This is a genomic window from Methylorubrum populi (assembly GCF_002355515.1).
GTDB classification, from domain to species: domain Bacteria; phylum Pseudomonadota; class Alphaproteobacteria; order Rhizobiales; family Beijerinckiaceae; genus Methylobacterium; species Methylobacterium populi_A.
In genome coordinates, this window is sequence record NZ_AP014809.1 from 1572947 (window position 1) to 1588554 (window position 15608).

A 15608-nucleotide genomic window follows, 5' to 3' on the forward strand; every position below is an offset into this window, starting at 1 on the left:
GGTCACGCCGCCGCGAAGCTCAAGGCGCCGGCGGAATCGAGGGCGATGTCGAAGGTCACCTCGCCCGCATGCTCGCCGCGGTACTCGAGGCTGGTGATCTGGAACAATCCCTCGATCGTGCCGAAATCCGGCACCACGATCTGGAACAGGCCGATTGCGCCCTCGAAGAACATCTGGCGCAGGCGCGCGTCGGAGGTTTCGTCGCGGAACACGCCCGATCCGGCGACCGCGGCGCGGCGCACCCCGGCGCCGGCCAGCAGCTCGCGCCAGCGCCCCGCGGAATCGGCGTTGGTGACGTCTACCGTCTCGGCATTGAAGGCGAGTTGCCGGGCACGCAGGCCCGCCACCGCGACGAAGCCGCCGGCCCCGCCGCTCACTCGGACCAGCAGGTCGCTGCCCTTCTGTGCACTCATGCTCGCGGCTCCGGCGTTCTCGGGACGGATTAGGCGGCGACTTCGGTCACCGCCTCGAAGGAGAGGGTCGCGCGCGCCTCGCCGGTTCGCTCGTCGCGCAGGTCGGCGAGGCTTCTGAGGCGCAGCAGGACGAGCACGTGGCCGCTCAAGACGAGGTCGGCCTCGTCGAGGCTGGCGGCGATGTGTTCGGCCACTTCCAGGGCCGAGCGGACCGAGCCCGGCTTGGCGAGGACGATCAGCGCGAAGGCGTGGCGGTGGCGCCGGGCGCCGTCGACGGAATCGTCGCTCACCTCGCTCGGTCCGAACAGCACGTAGACCGGTGCGGCCCCCCGCGGCGGCTCGTCGTAGAGCCGCAGCCGGCCGCCCATCAGCGCGGTGAGCCGCGCGTCACCGCCGAGGCGGGCGAGAAGGCCGGCACGCAGGGCCAGCAGCGGACTCGGTCGCGTCACGGGGAGGCCTCCTCGAGCACTTCCTCCACCTCGCAGACGAGATCGCGGCGGCACCCGTCGGGGTCTTCGGCGGAGCGGATGGCGAAGCGCCGCGTCCCGTCGGCAAGGCGCGTGGCCGAGGTGACGCCGGGGCTATAGCGCAGGCGGGCCCGGTAGAGGCCGGGCCGGTCGAGGCGCCCGCCGCGGGGTGCGGCGGCGGTGCCGAGGGCCTCCAGCGAGCCCCACATCACGGGCCCGGCGACGTAGCGGCGCAGCCGGCCGCCGAACCCGTCGGGCTCGTCCACCGGCACTTCGAGCACGAGGCGCCGCCGTCGCGTGCCGAGCGGCCTGCGAGTCATCGTCGGTCTCCTTGGCGTAGGATCAGAGCCGCATCCGGCGGCAGGTGTCGGCGAGTCCCGCCGCCTCGGGCGGCAGCGGCCGCGGCGCGCCGTCGCGGCCCGCATCGCCGCGGTTCTCGAACCAGTCGGCGACCGTCAGGCGCAGGGCCTGGATCAGCGGCTCGGGCACCGGCGGCCCCTCGCCGCCGCAGCCGGCGCTCACCTCGACCAGCGCCGAGGCCGGGCCGAGCGGCGGGAGGTCCGGTCCGAACAGGAGGCAGGGCGCCTCCCAGGGGTCGGGGCCGATCCGGATCGGTCCCGGCTCGATCGCGGTGACGCCGCCGCGCGCATCGACCCGGCCGGCGCGCAGAACGGCGACGAGCGGGCTCAGCGGCAGCGGCAGCAGGCCGAGCCGGGGCCAATCCGACAGCACGACCCGGAAGCGGGCGGGCCGCAGCAGACGGCGGGCGGCCGTCTCGACCGCCGCCCGCGCCGCGGGGATCAGGCGGGTGATCAGGCCGTCCTCGGCGGTCTCGTCGGAGGAGAGCCGGAGATAGGCGCGCATCTCCGGCAGGCTCACCGGCTCGACGCCGGTCTCCTCGACGCGTATCGGGATCATGCCGTCTTCTCCTGAAAGCGTCCTTCGCCATCGATGCGCGCGCCGAACCCATTTCCCGCGCGCGCGGCGCGCCCTGCCCTCCGCGCGGCGGCACTCGCGCTTCTGCTCGCTGCGACGCCGGCGGCGGCCATCGTCGGCGGCCGGGAGGGCGCCGAGGTACCCGGCGCGGCCTCGGTGGTGATGGTGCTGACGTCGGGCGGCGGGGTCTGCTCCGGGATCGTCGTCGCTCCCGACGCGGTGCTCACCGCCGGCCATTGCGTGGCGGGCGTGGGCGAGAACCGCGTCCATTTCCGCGATGAGACGGGCCGCCCCGTCCTGATCGAGACGGCCGCCCGCAGCCTGCATCCGGCCTATGACGGCGATGCCGTTCGCGGGCGCACTCGCTCCATCGATCTCGCGCTTCTGCGCACCCGCGAGCTCCTTCCCGCCCGGTTCGCGCCGGCCGCTCTGAGCGCCGCGATGCCGCGGGCGGGCGAGAGCCTGACGCTCGCCGGTTACGGCGCGGTTCGCGGCGGCGACCGCCGCTCGATCGGCCGCTACCGCGGCGCGGCCCTCACGGTGGTCGAGCCCTACGGCCCGAGCCGCATCCTGGTCTGGATGCAGGCGAAGGGAGCCGGCGGCTGCCAGGGTGATTCTGGCGGACCGATCCTCGATGGCGCGGCGGTGGTGGCGGTGGCCGCCTGGGTGAAGGACGCCTGCGGCGGCCTCACGCAGGGCATCCTGCTCGGGCCGCAGCGGGACTGGATCGACCGGACCCTCGCCGGCTGGCGCACCTCCGCGCGCTGGTCACATCCTTAACCGATCGTGATCCCGGCGCCGACGCCGTCAAGGAACCGGAGCTTGGCCGCCGAATTGCCTTCGGATACGCTTCAACCGGTCCGGGATTCGGCCGCGGCACCCCGCGGAACACTCCCTGGCCCTGGAGAACGGAAACGATGGTTGCGAGCCCCCTTCGCGCGTGCCTGCTCGGTGCCCTGCTGGGACTTGTCCCGCTCTCGGCGCAGGCTGTGGTCGAGGGCCGCACCTCGCGCGATCCCGGCGGCCTGCGCGCTTCGGTGGTGCGCATCGAGAGCACGCAGGGCGAGATCTGCTCGGGCACCCTGATCACGCAGGACATCGTGCTCACCGCGGCGCACTGCGTGATGCACAAGGCGGGCTACAACGTGGTCGTGGTTGATCCGAATTTCCGCCAGCGGCGCCTGCGCGCCGTCGCGGTCTCGATGCATCCCGAATTCGTCCCCGGCACGACGCCGGAGGAGCAGCCGGGCATCGACCTCGCCCTGATCAAGCTGGAACAGCCGGTCGGTCCCGGCTTCCGCCCGCTCGATCCCCGCGGCGGCGCGATCACCACCGGCGACAACGTGGACATCGCCGGCTTCGGCGTGCTCGCCGAGAACCGCCGCAACACCGCGCGGACGCTGCGCACGGCGCATCTCGTCTCGATCGGCTCGCTGCAGGTCGCCAACCGCGTCACCGTCGTGACCGACGCGCGGCGCCTGGCCGAGACCGCGGGCGCGGGCGCCTGCCTGGGCGATTCCGGCGGGCCGATCCTGCGCGGCGGCCAGATGGTTGGCGTGGTGAGCTGGTCGAGCGGCGCCATGCGCCAGGACCGGCGCGCCCGCACCGCCTGCGGCGGTTTCACCGCCGTGACGCCCACCGGGGAACACGCGAGCTGGATCTCCTCTCGCGCGGCCGAGATGGAGGCGATGAGCCCCGACATGGCGGCGGCGCAGGCCGGGCGCACCGAGTGGATGGCCCGGCCCGCCCGGCGGCGGATGTACTGAGACGGCTCAGGCGAACCGTAGCAGCTTGATCGCGGCGAAGTCCTGCACGCCGCCGCCGACGCGCTTGGTGGTGTAGAACAGCACGTAGGGCTTGGCGGAGTACGGGTCGCGCAGGGTCCGCAGGCCGACGCGATCCACCACGAGGTAGCCGCGCTTGAAGTCACCGAAGGCGATGGAGTGGCTGCCCGCACCGATGTCGGGCATCGCCTCGGCCTCAACGAGAGGGAAGCCCATCAGGGTCGCCATCCGGTCGGCGGCGAGCGGCGGCTGCCAGAGGTAATTGCCGTCCGCGTCCTTGAACTTGCGGATCGCGCTCTGCACCCGCCGGTTCATCACGAAGCTCGCACCCTGGCGGTAGCCGGCGCGCAGCGCGTAGATCAGGTCGAACAGCACGTCGCTCGGGTTGCTCGCGGCGAAGGCCCCCGAGGCCCCCGTCGTGATGAAGCCGAGCTTGCCCGTCGCCCAACTCGCATTGGCGACCGTGTCGTAGCTGAGAAAGCCCTTCGGCCGGCCAACGCCGTTGCCGGTGACGAAGGCGACGCTCTCCTGCTCGGCGAAAGCGGTCTCGACTTCCTCCGCAAGCCAGGCATCGATATCGAGCACCGCGTCGTCGAGCAGCGTCTGCGTCGCCGCCGGCATGGCGTAGAGTTCCATCGCCGGGAAGCTCAACTCGGACAGGCTCGGCGCGTCGGTCTGCGGCCGCGGCGCCGTCTCGGCGACCCAGCCGGCAGCGGGGCCGTTGACGGAGACCGCCCGCTTGTACTGACCGCCGGAGACGGTCCGCACCGTGGCGATGGCGCGGATCGGCGAGATCTCGGCCAGGCGCCGCAGCACCTCGCGCTCGATCGTCGGCGGCACGAGGTAGCCGCCATCCGGGCCGGAGCCGGCGGACAGCGCCTTCTCCTCCAGCCGCTTGAGGCCGCCGCTCTCGCCGGCGCGAACATAGAGATCGAAGGCGGCCTTGTGCTCTGCGGCCGAGGCATCGCGCGGGGGCTCCGCTCCGCCGAGCGGCGGTCGGGCGCGGTCGAGGCTGATCCGGTCGAGGCGGGTCTTCGCCTGATCGAGGGCGGCGTCGATGCGGGCGAGCTTCTCCTCGGTCACCACGTCGGCGGTGAGGCGGGTCTCGATCTCGGCGAGCCGGGTGTCGTTGGCCTCCTTGAACGCCTCGAAGGCGCGGGCGAACTCGTCGAGCACCGCCTCGGTGCCGAACATCGCCGCCTTGTTCTCGGGCAGGCCGGCGGGGGCCTTGGTCTCGAAACGCATGTCGGTCATGGCATCCTCATCGGTGGGACAGGAAAGGGTTCAGGACCGCGCCGCGCGCGGCAGGGCGGCGAGGCGCGGGCGCGGCGGGAGGAAGGGGCGCGGCGCCGCGGCGCGGACCACCCGCGCGTCGGGCTGGAGCGGGAAGGTCACGAGCGAGACCTCCCACAGATCGACGGCGATCAGCCGGCGCCCGCCGCGCTCGGGCGCCGCCCGCACGACGCGAAAACCGATGGAGAGCCCGTCGAGGGCGCCCTCGCGCATCAGCGCGTCGATCTCGCGGGCGCGCTGGACCGCGAGGTTGAGCCGGCCCGCGACACGCAGGCCGCGGCCATCCTCCTTGAGGGAGAGCCAGGAGCCGATCGGCTCGGCCGGATCGTGCTGCCACAGCATCCGCACCCCGGCCGCGCCCCGCCGGGCGAGACTCGCGGCGAAGGCGCCCGGCGCGACGGTGTCGCGGCCGAGATCGGGCACGCCGAACAGGCTGGCGTAGCCGGTGAAATGGCCATCCATCGAACGAACCTTGGAGAGGGAAGGAAGAGCGGGCTCTGCCCGGATCCCGCCGGGGCCTCAGGCCCCGGACCCCGGCAGTTGCGGGGCGTAGCCCACGGCCTCGCGCTTCTCTGCCGCCGAGAGGAAATCGGCGCCCTGCACCCGACGCCACAGCGATTCGCGCTCGGTCGCCAGCGCCTCGACGGCGTCGAGATCCGGCTCCAGCCGGGCGGGGCCGAAGGCCGGCTCCAGCCAGCGGGCGAGGGAGTCGGCGGTGCGGCGCACCAGCGGGATCACCGTCTGGCGGTAGAAGGCGCGGTTGGCCTCGGCGTAGTTCGCGTGGGTGTTGTCGCCGGGAAGACCGAGCAGCAGCGGCGGCACGCCGAAGGCCAGGGCAATCTCGCGGGCGGCCGCGGCCTTGGCTTCGACGAAGTCCATCTCCTTCGGCGAGAGCGAGAGCGGGCGCCAGTCGAGCCCGCCGTCGAGAAGGAGCGGCCGGCCGGCATTGGCGCTGCCCTGGTAGCTCGCTTCCAGCTCCGCCTTGAGGCGGGTGAACTGCGTGTCACTGAGGGCTGCGCCCGTGGTCGGTGCGAAGACCAGGGCGCCGGAAGGACGCGCGGCGTTGTCGAGCAACGCCTTGTTCCAGGCCCCGGCGGCGTTGTGGATGTCGAGCGGCACGGCCGCCGCCTCCATCGGCGAGAGGCCGTAATGGTCGTCGAGCGGGTTGAACTGCGTCAGGTGCAGGATCGGCGGCACCGCGCCGGCCTGCTCGTAGCGGATGCGGCGGCTGCCGACGGTGTATTCGTAGGCCACCGGCCATCCGTCGGTCCCGGCGATCACCCGCATCCGGTCGGGGCGCAGGGAGAACAGCTCCCGGGGCTGCCCGTCGATCTCGACCGCTTCGAGATAGGCGTTGCCCGAGACCAGAAGGTGCCCGTAGACGCCGTCGAGGAAGCGCATCCCGCCCTCGCGAGGGTTCGGCCGGGCGAGCAAACCGATCAGCGGATGCGCCTCGTCGGCGCCGGCCAGCGTCAGCGGCAGGGATGCCGCGGCCTCGGCGACCAGCCGGACGGCGCGGTGGACGATGGCGTTGCGCTGGAAACCCTCGCGGGCGAGCGCCCCGTAGTCGCGCGCGGTCCAGACCGCCCGTCCTTCGCCGTAGAGCGCGACCGACGCCGCGGCTTTGGTCGCGGGCACATAGCCTGCGGCCCGCGCGAGGCGCGCGATGAATCCAGCCATGGGACGTTCCCCGCTGACAATGTTTCACGTGAAATTAACCGCGCCGACGTTCAGAGCCGGCGGATGCGCGGCTCCGCGCCCGGTGCGAGCATCAGATGCGTGAGCGCCCAGACCAGCGCATCGAGCCGGTCCGGCGAGCCGCCGCCCGGCAGGCCGCCGGGACCGAAGGCGCACATCTCGTCTTCGAGCGCCGGCAGCGGCCCGACATGACGCACACGTCCCTGGGCGTAGAGCAGCGAGACCGGCTCGGCCCGCAGCAGCTTGCCCCGCGTCGCCCGCACGGTGACGACCGGCACGCTCGGATCGGCCTCGGCCAGCACCGCAACGACCATCTCGCCGCCCTGGTTGACCTCCGCCACCAGCGCGTCGGCCTTCAGCCGATGGTAGAGCGCGAGCGCGGCCCTCGCCCAAGCCGCAGGCGCCGCCCGTTCCAGGGTCGCGTCCGCCAGGACATAGGCGGTACCATCCGCCGCGAGCCCGGCCGCGACGAGACCGCAGGCATCCGCTCCGGCGCGGGACGAGGCCGGCGGATCGACCGCCACGGCGACGCGCTGCAGCGGCGGCGCCTCGCGGACGCGCGCCCTCTCAATATCATCGCGGGTCCAGAGCGCGTCCGGCCGATCCTCGATCAGCTCGCCGTCGAGTTCCTGGCGCCCGAGCCGGGTGCCGGCATAGCGGCCGACAACATCCTCCAGAAAATTCGGCGCGAGGTTCTGCGCGTTGTCGGCGGTGCGCGAGCGCGTCACCACCGTGCGCGGGTCGGCGAGCAGCCGCCGGATCAGCGGCACCGGCCGCGGCGTCGTGGTGACGAGGCCGCGGGGCCGCGCCCCGAGCCGGAGGCCGAACTGAATCATGTCGTAGGCGGTCTCCGCCTCGCGCCACTTGGCGACCTCATCGGACCACGCCGCGCCGAACTGGGGACCGCGCAACGAATCCGGCTCCTCGGCCGAGAAGGCGAGCGCCACGGCGCCGTTGCCGAACACCACCCGCCGCCGCGACGGCTGCCAGACCGGCGGCGCACCGCCGAGCCGCGGCAGGGCGAGGAGGCCGGACGGCCCGTCGATCATCACGTCGCGTACATCGGCGAAGGTTTCGCCGACCAGCGCGATGCGCCCGACCGGTTCCGGCGTGAAGACTGGATCGCCGAGGGCGAGGCCGCGCACCCACTCGGCGCCGGTCCGGGTCTTGCCGGAGCCGCGCCCGCCGATCACCGCCCAGGTGGTCCAGCGCCCCGGCGGCGGAAGCTGGTCGTGCCGCGCACGATGGAGCCAGTCGGCCTCAAGCAGGCGCAGATGGTCCGGAGAGAGGCGGGTCAAGAACGCCGTCGTCCGGCTCCGTCGCCGCGAATGCAGCATAGCGGCGCGCGATATCCGCGCGCATCGCCACGAGACCGGCGGCGGACAGGGAAGGCCGGCCGGTTGCGCCATCCGCCTCTCCCTTCCCCGCGGCCCGATCGGGCGCCTTCATGTCGTCGAGCAGGTTCTTCAGGCCGCCGAGATCGCGCAGCACCTTGCCCGAGTCGAACCCGGCCGGCGGCGGCTCGGCGTCGAGCGCCGCATCGAACCGCGCGATCTGCCGCTCGATATGGACGCGCAACTGCGCCCGCAGCCTCCTGGCATCGGGCGCCCGCTTGCGGGTTGTTCTGGTGTTCGGCTTTGGAAGGATACTCGGCTCACCGCGTGGCTCGGAGGGGTCCGGCATCGCGGCGTCTCCATTCACAGTTCTTGAGCGTGCCCTCTACCTACCCGAGGAGCGTCGCGGTGTCAATCTCTTAATTCCTATTTCCTCCGCAAAAAGGAATTTCTTCCAGACACTCGCCTCTCATTCACGCACTGCTGACGGTCTCGAAGCCGCCGATTATGATTTTTTGCATAAAAGAGGAACGCAAATCGAGCTTCGCTGGTCTTTGAAGTAAGGCGCGCGCCTCGGCACGCCATCGGATGGGAGCCAGCACGATGCTCAAAGGTGGACTTCTCTGGCTGATCGGCATCCCCCTGCCGATCATCCTTCTGCTGTGGTTCTTCGGGGTGTTCTAAAGCCTCGCGAGCGCCGGAAGCGAGCTTCACATCTCGGCCGGCGCTCTTCTCGTCTTTGACGAGGCTCCATCCGCCGCCTCAGGCGGTGACGCTCCGCGGCGTGTAGACGAACGGCAGGCGCCCCTCCCGCTCGATCAGCCGGGTCGTCGGCGCCCCGATGATGACCATGGTCGCCATGTCGGCCGGCGCGGTACGGGCCTCGTCCAGATTCAGCACCCGCAGCGCCTCATCCGGCCGGGTCACGGCGCGGGCGAAGATCACCGGCGTCGTGGAGGGAAGAATTTCGGCGGCGAGCGAAAGCGCCCGGCCGAGCTGCCAGGGTCGTGCGGAGGAAATCGGGTTGTAGAGCGCGACGCTGAGGCCCGCCCGCAGCACCGCTTCCAGCCGGGCGGTCACCACCTCCCAGGGCTTGAGATTGTCGGAGAGCGAGATCGCGCAGAAATCGCCGCCGAGCGGCGCGCCGAGCCGGGCGGCGGCGGCGAGCATCGCGGTGATGCCAGGCTCGACCCGGATCTCGAGGTTACGCCACGCCGCGGGTCCCTGCTCCACCGCCTCGAACACGGCCGCCGCCATGGCGAACACGCCGGGATCGCCGCCGGACACCACGGCGACGTGGCGGCCGGACATCGCCAGTTCGAGCGCGTGGCGGGCGCGGTCGACCTCGACCCGGTTGTCGCTGGCGTGGCGGACCAGTCCCTCGCGCTCCGGCACGCGGGCGACGTAGGGGATGTAGCCGATCAGATCCTGCGCCCGGTCGAGGGCGGCATGGGCCGATTCGGTGAGCAGGCGCGGATCACCCGGCCCGAGGCCGATGATCGTGACGCTGCCCTTCGCCCCCGCCTCTTCCGCGCTCACGGGCGGCGGCCCTCACCGGGCACCAGCACCATGGAGAAGTAGGGCGCGACGTCGTCCTCCTTCTCGGCCAAGGGTACCACCCGCTCGCCGGCCATGGTGCCGCGCTCGACATAGACGGCGCGGGCGAGAAAGCCGGTCTCGGCCAGCACGCCACGCACCTTCGGCAGGTGGCGGCCGAGCTTCATGATGACGGCGGCGTCGGTGCCCTTCATCCGCTCCACCAGCGCCGCCCGCGGCAGGGTCGCGGGCAGGATGGTGAGCACGTCGTCGCCCCAGGTGATCGGCGTGCCGGCCCGGGTCCAGCAGCCGGACATGCCGGTGACGCCGGGGATCACCTCCACGGGGAAGCGGTCCTTCAGGCGTCGCCACAGATGCATGAACGAGCCGTAGAAGAAGGGGTCGCCCTCCGACAGGATCGCCACGTCGCGGCCCGCGCCGAGATGGTCGGCGAGGCGCCCCGCCGCCTCGTCGTAGAAGCCGGCGAGCGCGGCGACGTATTCCGGATGATCGGGGTGAAGCTCGGTGGTGTAGGGATAGGCCAGCGGAAACTCGCGGGTCGGGTCGCAGACCACCGCGTCGGCGATGGTGCGGGCGTTGCCGCGCTTGCCCCGCTTGCAGAAGTGGACGAGCACGGGGGCGTGCTCCAGCACCCGCATCGCCTTCACGGTGAGGAAATCCGGATCCCCCGGCCCCATACCGACGCCGTAGAGCGTTCCGGTCTTCGCGGCGGCGGGCGTCTCGCCCGCGCCGTCCGGGGTCTCGACCGGGGCGTCGATGCGCACGCTCCCCTCCATCACTCGATCTCGTTCGCGAGCGCGTTGACGGCGGCCGCCGTCATGGCGCTGCCGCCACGGCGGCCATGGACCACGACGAAGGGCACGCGCCCGTCCCGCGCCAGAGCCTCCTTGGATTCCGCCGCGCCGACGAAGCCGACGGGGATGCCGATCACCGCCGCCGGGGGCGCGACGCCCTCGTCCAGCAGTTCGAGCAGGCGGAACAGGGCAGTCGGCGCGTTGCCGACGGCGACGACGCTGCCGGGCAGCTTGTCCCGCCACAATTCCATCGCCGCGGCCGAGCGGGTGGTGTTCATCTGCGCCGCCAGCTCCGGCACGCGCGGATCGCCGAGCGTGCAGATCACATCGTTACCAGCCGGCAGCCGGGCACGGGTGACGCCGTCGGCGACCATGCGCACGTCGCACAGGATCGGCGCGCCGGCCTTCAGCGCCGCCTCGCCGGCCGCGGCGAACGTGTCCGACATCTCCACATCGCGCGGCAGGTCGGTCATGCCGCAGGCATGGATCATCCGCACCACGACGCGCTCGGCCGCGCCGGACCAGCGGGCGAGATCGGATTCGGCGCGGATCATCGCGAAGGAGCGCGCGTAGATCGCGCCGCCGTCGCGGATGTAGTCGTGGCGGGCACTCATCTCACGTCGTCCTGAAACACGGAATCCAGCGCCGGACGCCCGGCGGCTGCGGCCTTCCTTATCCGGTCCAGCGCCGCCTCGAAAGCGAGACGCGTTGCCGGCTCGGCAGAGGGAGGCCCGGCGAGCACCACGTCGTAGGCGCCGTCGCGGCCCACCAGGGTGAGATCGGCGGGGCCGGGATGGGCGCAGCCCTTGGCGCAGCCCGAGACGTGCGCGGTCAGCCCGAGCCCGGCGAGCGGGGCCAACGCCTGCGCCAGCCGGGCGGCGTGGTCGGGCACCGGCGTGGTGCCGGAGCGGCAGGCCGGCGCGCCGGGGCAGGCGGCGATCCGGCGGCGCGGATCGTCCGGCGCCACGATGAAGCCGGCCGCCGCCAGCTCCGCCTGAAGGTCGGGGGTGCGGCTCGGGGGGGCAATGAGGGCGAACCCGCGCTCGGCGCTCAGCCGCACGCCGTCCGGGCCGGCCAGGGCCGCGACTCGCTCCAGCCGGTCGGCGGTGCAGCGGCCGAACGGCGCCTGGACGACGAGGGCCGCGGTCTCCCCGGACAGGGTCACGAGCCCCGGCGCGGCCGGAGCGGGGGCCGGCGCGAGCGGCATCGGCTCGAACGGGAAGAAGCCGGCCACGGCGGCGACCACGGCCCGCTGGCGCGGGTCGAGATCGCGCATCCGGCGTCCGCCGATCTCGGCGAAGGCTGCCAGCGCGAGGCCGAGGGCACCCGCCGCCCGCCGCTCGGGCAGGACGCCGCAGCGCAAGGGGCCGCTCTCGCCCGCGAGCCCGAAGGCGATCTGCCCCGGCCCCTCAGCCAACAGAAAGAAGTCGGCCTCCACCGCGCCGAGGCCGTGGCCGCCGCCGCCGTCGATCGCCACCAGCGTCTTGGGCGGCAGGCCCGGCACGGCACGGCCCGCGGCCTCCACGGCGCGGGCAAGCGCCGGTACGTCGATCCGCTCCGCCGGATCGAGACCGGCGAGCGGCGCTGTCAGCGTCAGGCGCTGCGGGCCGCCGTCGTCGCGGGTGTCGCCGAGGCCCGCTTCCGCCAGGGCGCAGGCGAGGTGCGGCGCGCTGGCCTCGCTGACGCCGCGGATCTGGAGGTTGCCGCGGGCGGTCACGTCGATATGGCCGTTGCCGTGGGCGCGCGCCCCCGCGGCGACCGCCCGCATCTGCGCGGGGGTCAGGCGTCCGAGCGGCGGGTGAACCCGGGCGAGCAGTCCGTCGCCGGTCGGCATCGGCCGGGCGAGCGAGGGGCACCAGCCGCGTCGGGCGCCCTCGGGCAGGGTGCGGCGGGTCGTCATTCGGCAGCCATCATCGCGTCGGCAGGCGCCGCGTTGCGCCGGCTCTGCCACAGGCCGCGGGCGCGGAGATCCTCGAAGCGCTCGAGGATGGCGCGGGTCGCCTCAGGGTTGGCCGCCTTCAAGGCCTCGAAGGTCTCCGGGTCGGCAATCCAGGCGCCGTAGAGCCGATCGAGATCGGCGCTCGTCACGGCCTCCGTCGCGGCGGCGAGGACGAACACCGCATCGATCCCCTGCGCGAATTCCTGCGCGCCGCGGTAGCCGTGGCGGAGCTGGGCCACGATCCAGCGCGGATGGGCGAGCCGGCCGCGGATCAGGCGGGCGACGTCCTCGCGGGCGGTGCGGGTGCGCGGCGCCTCCGGGTTCGAGACGTCGAGGCTGTAGAGGGCGGGTGCCCTCCCCCCGGACGCGGCGGCGGCGAAGAAGCCGCCCATGGCGTCGGCCGCCGCATCGCCGTCGAGCAGGTCGCGCTCGGCGACATCGAAGGCGTGGACATAGGCGTCCGCCGCCGCGACCCGGGCGGCGAAATCCGCGTCCGGCGCTTCCGCATCGCCGTAGGCGTGGGTGGTGGCGGCGAGATAGGCGGCGCCGAGATCGGTGCGCGCCGCCCAGGCGCCGTCGAGCGCCGTCTCGGCCGCCCCCGCGCCGTAGCGGCCGGGCGCGGCGCCGTAGATGCGGGCGGCGGATTCGCCCCGGCGTCTTGCGGCGGCGAGCGGGTTCTCCTCGTCCTCCTCCTCGCGGGCGGCCACCGCGCGGGCGGCGCGGTCGAGCAGCGCCAGGGTCTCGGGGAAGGTGTCGCGGAAGGCGCCGGAGACGCGGCAGGTCACGTCGATGCGCGGCCGGTCGAGGAGGGCCAGCGGCAGCACCTCGAAACCGGTGACGCGGGTCGAGGCGTGATCCCAGACCGGGCGCACGCCCATCAGCGCCAGGGCATGGGCCACGTCCTCGCCGCCGGTGCGCAAGGTCGGCGAGGCCCAGAGATCCATGACGATGCGGGCGGGATACTCGCCCTCGTCCTGCAGGTAGCGGCGCACCACGGCGTCGGCGGCCTTGGTGCCGAGCATCGTCGCGGCGCGGGTCGGCAGGCTGCGCGGGTCGAGCGTGGTCAGGTTGCGGCCGGTCGGCATCACGTCCTGCCGCCCGCGCGAGGGCGAGCCGGCGGGGCCCGGCGCGACGAAGCGACCGTCGAGGGCGGCAATGAGGGCGGCGCGCTCGGCCTCGGCGCTGGCGCGGACCGGCTCGGCAGCATCGGCGGGCGCGCGGCCGAACACGTGCAGGCCGTCGCGGAACGGGGTCTCGCCGAGATCGCACAGATGCGCGTCGAGGGCGGTCAGCGCGTCGGCCATCGGCGTGTCGCCGTCGATGCCTGCGCCCGCGAGCAGGCCGGCGGAGGCGGCTTCATCGAGGATCGCCTCGGCGATCAGCCCGGCCCGGCGCGGATCGAGCACGCTCGCGGCGGAATACTCTTCCACCAGTTCGCGCAGGGCCGCGGCCTCGGGGGTGAGCCCGGCGGCGTCGATCGTCGGGGTGAGATGCCCGAGGGCGATTCCGCCGAGCCGGCGCTTGGCTGGCGCGGCCTCGCCGGGATCATCGACGATGAACGGATAGACCACCGGCAACGCGCCGATGGCGAGCGCCGGCCAGCAGGTGGCCGAGAGCGCAACCGCCTTGCCGGGCAGCCACTCGGTGGTGCCGTGGGTGCCGAGATGGATCAGCGCGTCGAATGTTTGCCGAATGCCCAGGTAGAAGGCGAGATAGGCGTGGGTCGGGGGCTCGTCGGGGTCGTGGTAGCCGGCCTTGCGGTCGGCGGCACGGCCACGGTCGGGCTGGAGGACGATCGCAAACTCACCAACCCTCCCCCCTCTGCGGAGGAGGGTGCCTGCGGAGCAGGCGGGAGAGGGGGCGACGTTTCCGGAGAGCGCGCTCCCCTCTCCCGACCCGCTCCGCGGGCCACCCTCCCCCGCAGAGGGGGGATGGCTTTTGGTGGCGCGCACCATCCGGAACCGGAACGCTCCATCACGGCACACCGGGTCAGCCTCCGGCGCGCCCCAGCGCTCGGTCAGCTCAGTCCGCCGCTCCGCCGGCAATCCCTCGAACCATGCCGCGTAATCGGCGAGCGGGACCGAAAAGCCCGGCTCGCCCGCGGTGAGCGCCGCCATCAGCGCACCCGCCTCCGGCAATTCGCCCGCGGCAAAGCCTGCCGCGGCGAGGTCGGCGGCGATGGCGCGGGCGCTGTCCGGCGTGTCGAGGCCGACCGCGTAGCCGGCCCGGCCGCCGCGGGCGGGATAATCGGACAGCACCATCGCGAGCCGGCGCTGCTCGCGCGGCGTCCGCCGCAGACGGATCCAGGCAGCGGCGCGGTCGGCGAGCGCGGCGATACCGGCGGAATCGGGCACGGCGCGGCGTTCCGAAAACCCCTCGACCGCCTCGGCCTCCTCCTTGAAGGAGATCGGGAAGCCCGAGAGCCGCCCGTCTAATTCCGGCAGTGCCACCTGCATGGCGAGATCGGCCGCGTTCATGCCGCGGCCGGAGGCGGCCCAGGCGTCGCGGGGCGCGCCGATCGTGTAGGCCTGCAGCACCGGGCAGTCGGCGGCATCGAGCACGAAGCCGGCATCGTCGCGGGCGGAGAAGGCGGTGGCCGCGAGCACGATGTCGGGCCGGCGCAGGGCCAGCGCCGCGCGCAAGGTCGCGACCGCTTCCGGGTCCTTCAGGCTCGACACGGCGAGCGTGACGCAGCCGATGCCGCGCTCGGTGAGGGCCGCGGCGAGCCGGGCGGCGGGCGCGGTCTCGCCGGAGAGCACCGCCGAGCGGTAGACCAGCAGCAGCGCCAGCGGCCCCGGCCCAGCGGCCCGCATCGCCGCCTCGACGGAGAGCGGCCCGCAGCCGGGACACCACGCGAAGCCCCGCGGCAGCGCCCGCGGCGGCTCCGGCTCGAAGGCGGCGCCGGCCTCCGCCGCGAGGCCGCGCAGCAGGTTCTTCAGGTTGTCCGACCCGCCCGCGCGGAAATAGGCGTCGAGGCGGGCGCAGGTCTCCGGCGGCAGGGTGGAGAAGGCGTCGAGGCCCGGGTCCGGCCGGTCGTCGCCGGGCAGCACCGCGAGCCGCACGCCGTGGGCCCGGGCCGCCGCGGCGGCGCGCTCGATGCCGTAGCGCCAGTAATCGAGCCCGCCGAGGCAGCGGATAACGCAGACCTTGGCGCGGGCGATCACCGCGTCGATGTAGAGATCGACCGACATCGGGTGGCGCAGCTGCGCCATCTTGGCGAGCCGCAGCGAGGGCAGGCCGGGCTCGGCCGCATGCGCGCGCGCGACCGCCGCGAGGTCCGTATCGGTAAACGACAGAAAGACGATCTCGCCCGGGCTCTGGCCGAGATCGACCGCCGCCTCGCCCTCGTCGAGGGAGACCGTATCGAGGCGGATCAGGTGCATGGCGCGGGCG

At 73.5% G+C, this 15608-nt stretch carries 16 protein-coding genes; 2 read left to right on the forward strand and 14 right to left on the reverse strand.

The window, feature by feature from the left end; all coding sequences use genetic code 11:
- Window positions 1–2: 2 nt before the first annotated feature.
- From MPPM_RS07210 to MPPM_RS07225, 4 genes are read right to left on the reverse strand one after another with little or no spacing between them, the layout of a single operon-like run.
- A complete protein-coding gene (locus tag MPPM_RS07210) occupies window positions 3–413 on the reverse strand; it encodes a phage major tail protein, TP901-1 family (protein WP_096484457.1) in 411 nt (136 codons plus the stop codon).
- A 29-nt stretch (window positions 414–442) separates the two neighbouring features.
- A complete protein-coding gene (locus tag MPPM_RS07215) occupies window positions 443–862 on the reverse strand; it encodes a DUF3168 domain-containing protein (protein WP_096484458.1) in 420 nt (139 codons plus the stop codon).
- A complete protein-coding gene (locus tag MPPM_RS07220) occupies window positions 859–1200 on the reverse strand; it encodes a head-tail adaptor protein (RefSeq protein ID WP_096484459.1) in 342 nt (113 codons plus the stop codon). Before MPPM_RS07220 ends, MPPM_RS07215 begins: the two co-directional genes overlap by 4 nt.
- A 22-nt stretch (window positions 1201–1222) precedes the next feature.
- Window positions 1223–1798 carry a head-tail connector protein gene (locus tag MPPM_RS07225; RefSeq protein ID WP_096484460.1) on the reverse strand — a complete coding sequence of 192 codons (576 nt, stop codon included), beginning with the start codon at window positions 1796–1798 and terminating at the stop codon, window positions 1223–1225.
- Between the two features lie 33 nt (window positions 1799–1831).
- On the opposite strand from MPPM_RS07225, the gene MPPM_RS07230 reads away from it, so the two are divergent.
- Both MPPM_RS07230 and MPPM_RS07235 read left to right on the forward strand, forming a co-directional pair.
- Window positions 1832–2596 (forward strand): trypsin-like serine protease, encoded by a 765-nt coding sequence (locus tag MPPM_RS07230; RefSeq protein WP_096484461.1) that lies wholly within the window; start codon window positions 1832–1834, stop codon window positions 2594–2596.
- A 137-nt stretch (window positions 2597–2733) separates the two neighbouring features.
- The gene (locus tag MPPM_RS07235) at window positions 2734–3582 is read left to right on the forward strand and encodes a S1 family peptidase (protein ID WP_096484462.1); all 849 of its coding nucleotides are present in this window, start codon (window positions 2734–2736) and stop codon (window positions 3580–3582) included.
- A 6-nt stretch (window positions 3583–3588) separates the two neighbouring features.
- On the opposite strand, the gene MPPM_RS07240 is transcribed toward MPPM_RS07235, so the two are convergent.
- From MPPM_RS07240 to cobN, 10 genes are all read right to left on the reverse strand, one after another.
- A complete protein-coding gene (locus MPPM_RS07240; RefSeq protein WP_096484463.1) occupies window positions 3589–4854 on the reverse strand; it encodes a phage major capsid protein in 1266 nt (421 codons plus the stop codon).
- A gap of 30 nt (window positions 4855–4884) precedes the next feature.
- Complete coding sequence (locus MPPM_RS07245) at window positions 4885–5355, reverse strand: HK97 family phage prohead protease (RefSeq protein WP_096484464.1); 471 nt, start codon at window positions 5353–5355, stop codon at window positions 4885–4887.
- A gap of 57 nt (window positions 5356–5412) precedes the next feature.
- Window positions 5413–6573 carry a phage portal protein gene (locus MPPM_RS07250; protein ID WP_096484465.1) on the reverse strand — a complete coding sequence of 387 codons (1161 nt, stop codon included), beginning with the start codon at window positions 6571–6573 and terminating at the stop codon, window positions 5413–5415.
- Between the two features lie 50 nt (window positions 6574–6623).
- A complete protein-coding gene (locus MPPM_RS07255; protein ID WP_096484466.1) occupies window positions 6624–7889 on the reverse strand; it encodes a DNA-packaging protein in 1266 nt (421 codons plus the stop codon).
- On the reverse strand, window positions 7852–8274 hold the full coding sequence (locus tag MPPM_RS07260) for a hypothetical protein (protein WP_096484467.1): 423 nt from the start codon (window positions 8272–8274) through the stop codon (window positions 7852–7854). Before MPPM_RS07260 ends, MPPM_RS07255 begins: the two co-directional genes overlap by 38 nt.
- Window positions 8275–8687: 413 nt before the next feature.
- Window positions 8688–9464, reverse strand: a complete 777-nt coding sequence (gene cobJ, locus MPPM_RS07265) for a precorrin-3B C(17)-methyltransferase (protein WP_096484468.1) — start codon at window positions 9462–9464, stop codon at window positions 8688–8690.
- Window positions 9461–10258, reverse strand: a complete 798-nt coding sequence (locus MPPM_RS07270) for a precorrin-2 C(20)-methyltransferase (protein WP_096484469.1) — start codon at window positions 10256–10258, stop codon at window positions 9461–9463. The genes cobJ and MPPM_RS07270 overlap by 4 nt, the downstream gene beginning before the upstream one ends.
- Window positions 10258–10890, reverse strand: a complete 633-nt coding sequence (locus MPPM_RS07275; protein ID WP_096484470.1) for a precorrin-8X methylmutase — start codon at window positions 10888–10890, stop codon at window positions 10258–10260. Before MPPM_RS07275 ends, MPPM_RS07270 begins: the two co-directional genes overlap by 1 nt.
- Window positions 10887–12176 (reverse strand): precorrin-3B synthase, encoded by a 1290-nt coding sequence (gene cobG, locus MPPM_RS07280; protein WP_096484471.1) that lies wholly within the window; start codon window positions 12174–12176, stop codon window positions 10887–10889. The genes MPPM_RS07275 and cobG overlap by 4 nt, the downstream gene beginning before the upstream one ends.
- Window positions 12173–15598, reverse strand: coding sequence for a cobaltochelatase subunit CobN (gene cobN, locus MPPM_RS07285; protein ID WP_096484472.1), 3426 nt, complete (start codon window positions 15596–15598; stop codon window positions 12173–12175). Before cobN ends, cobG begins: the two co-directional genes overlap by 4 nt.
- Window positions 15599–15608 lie beyond the last annotated feature (10 nt).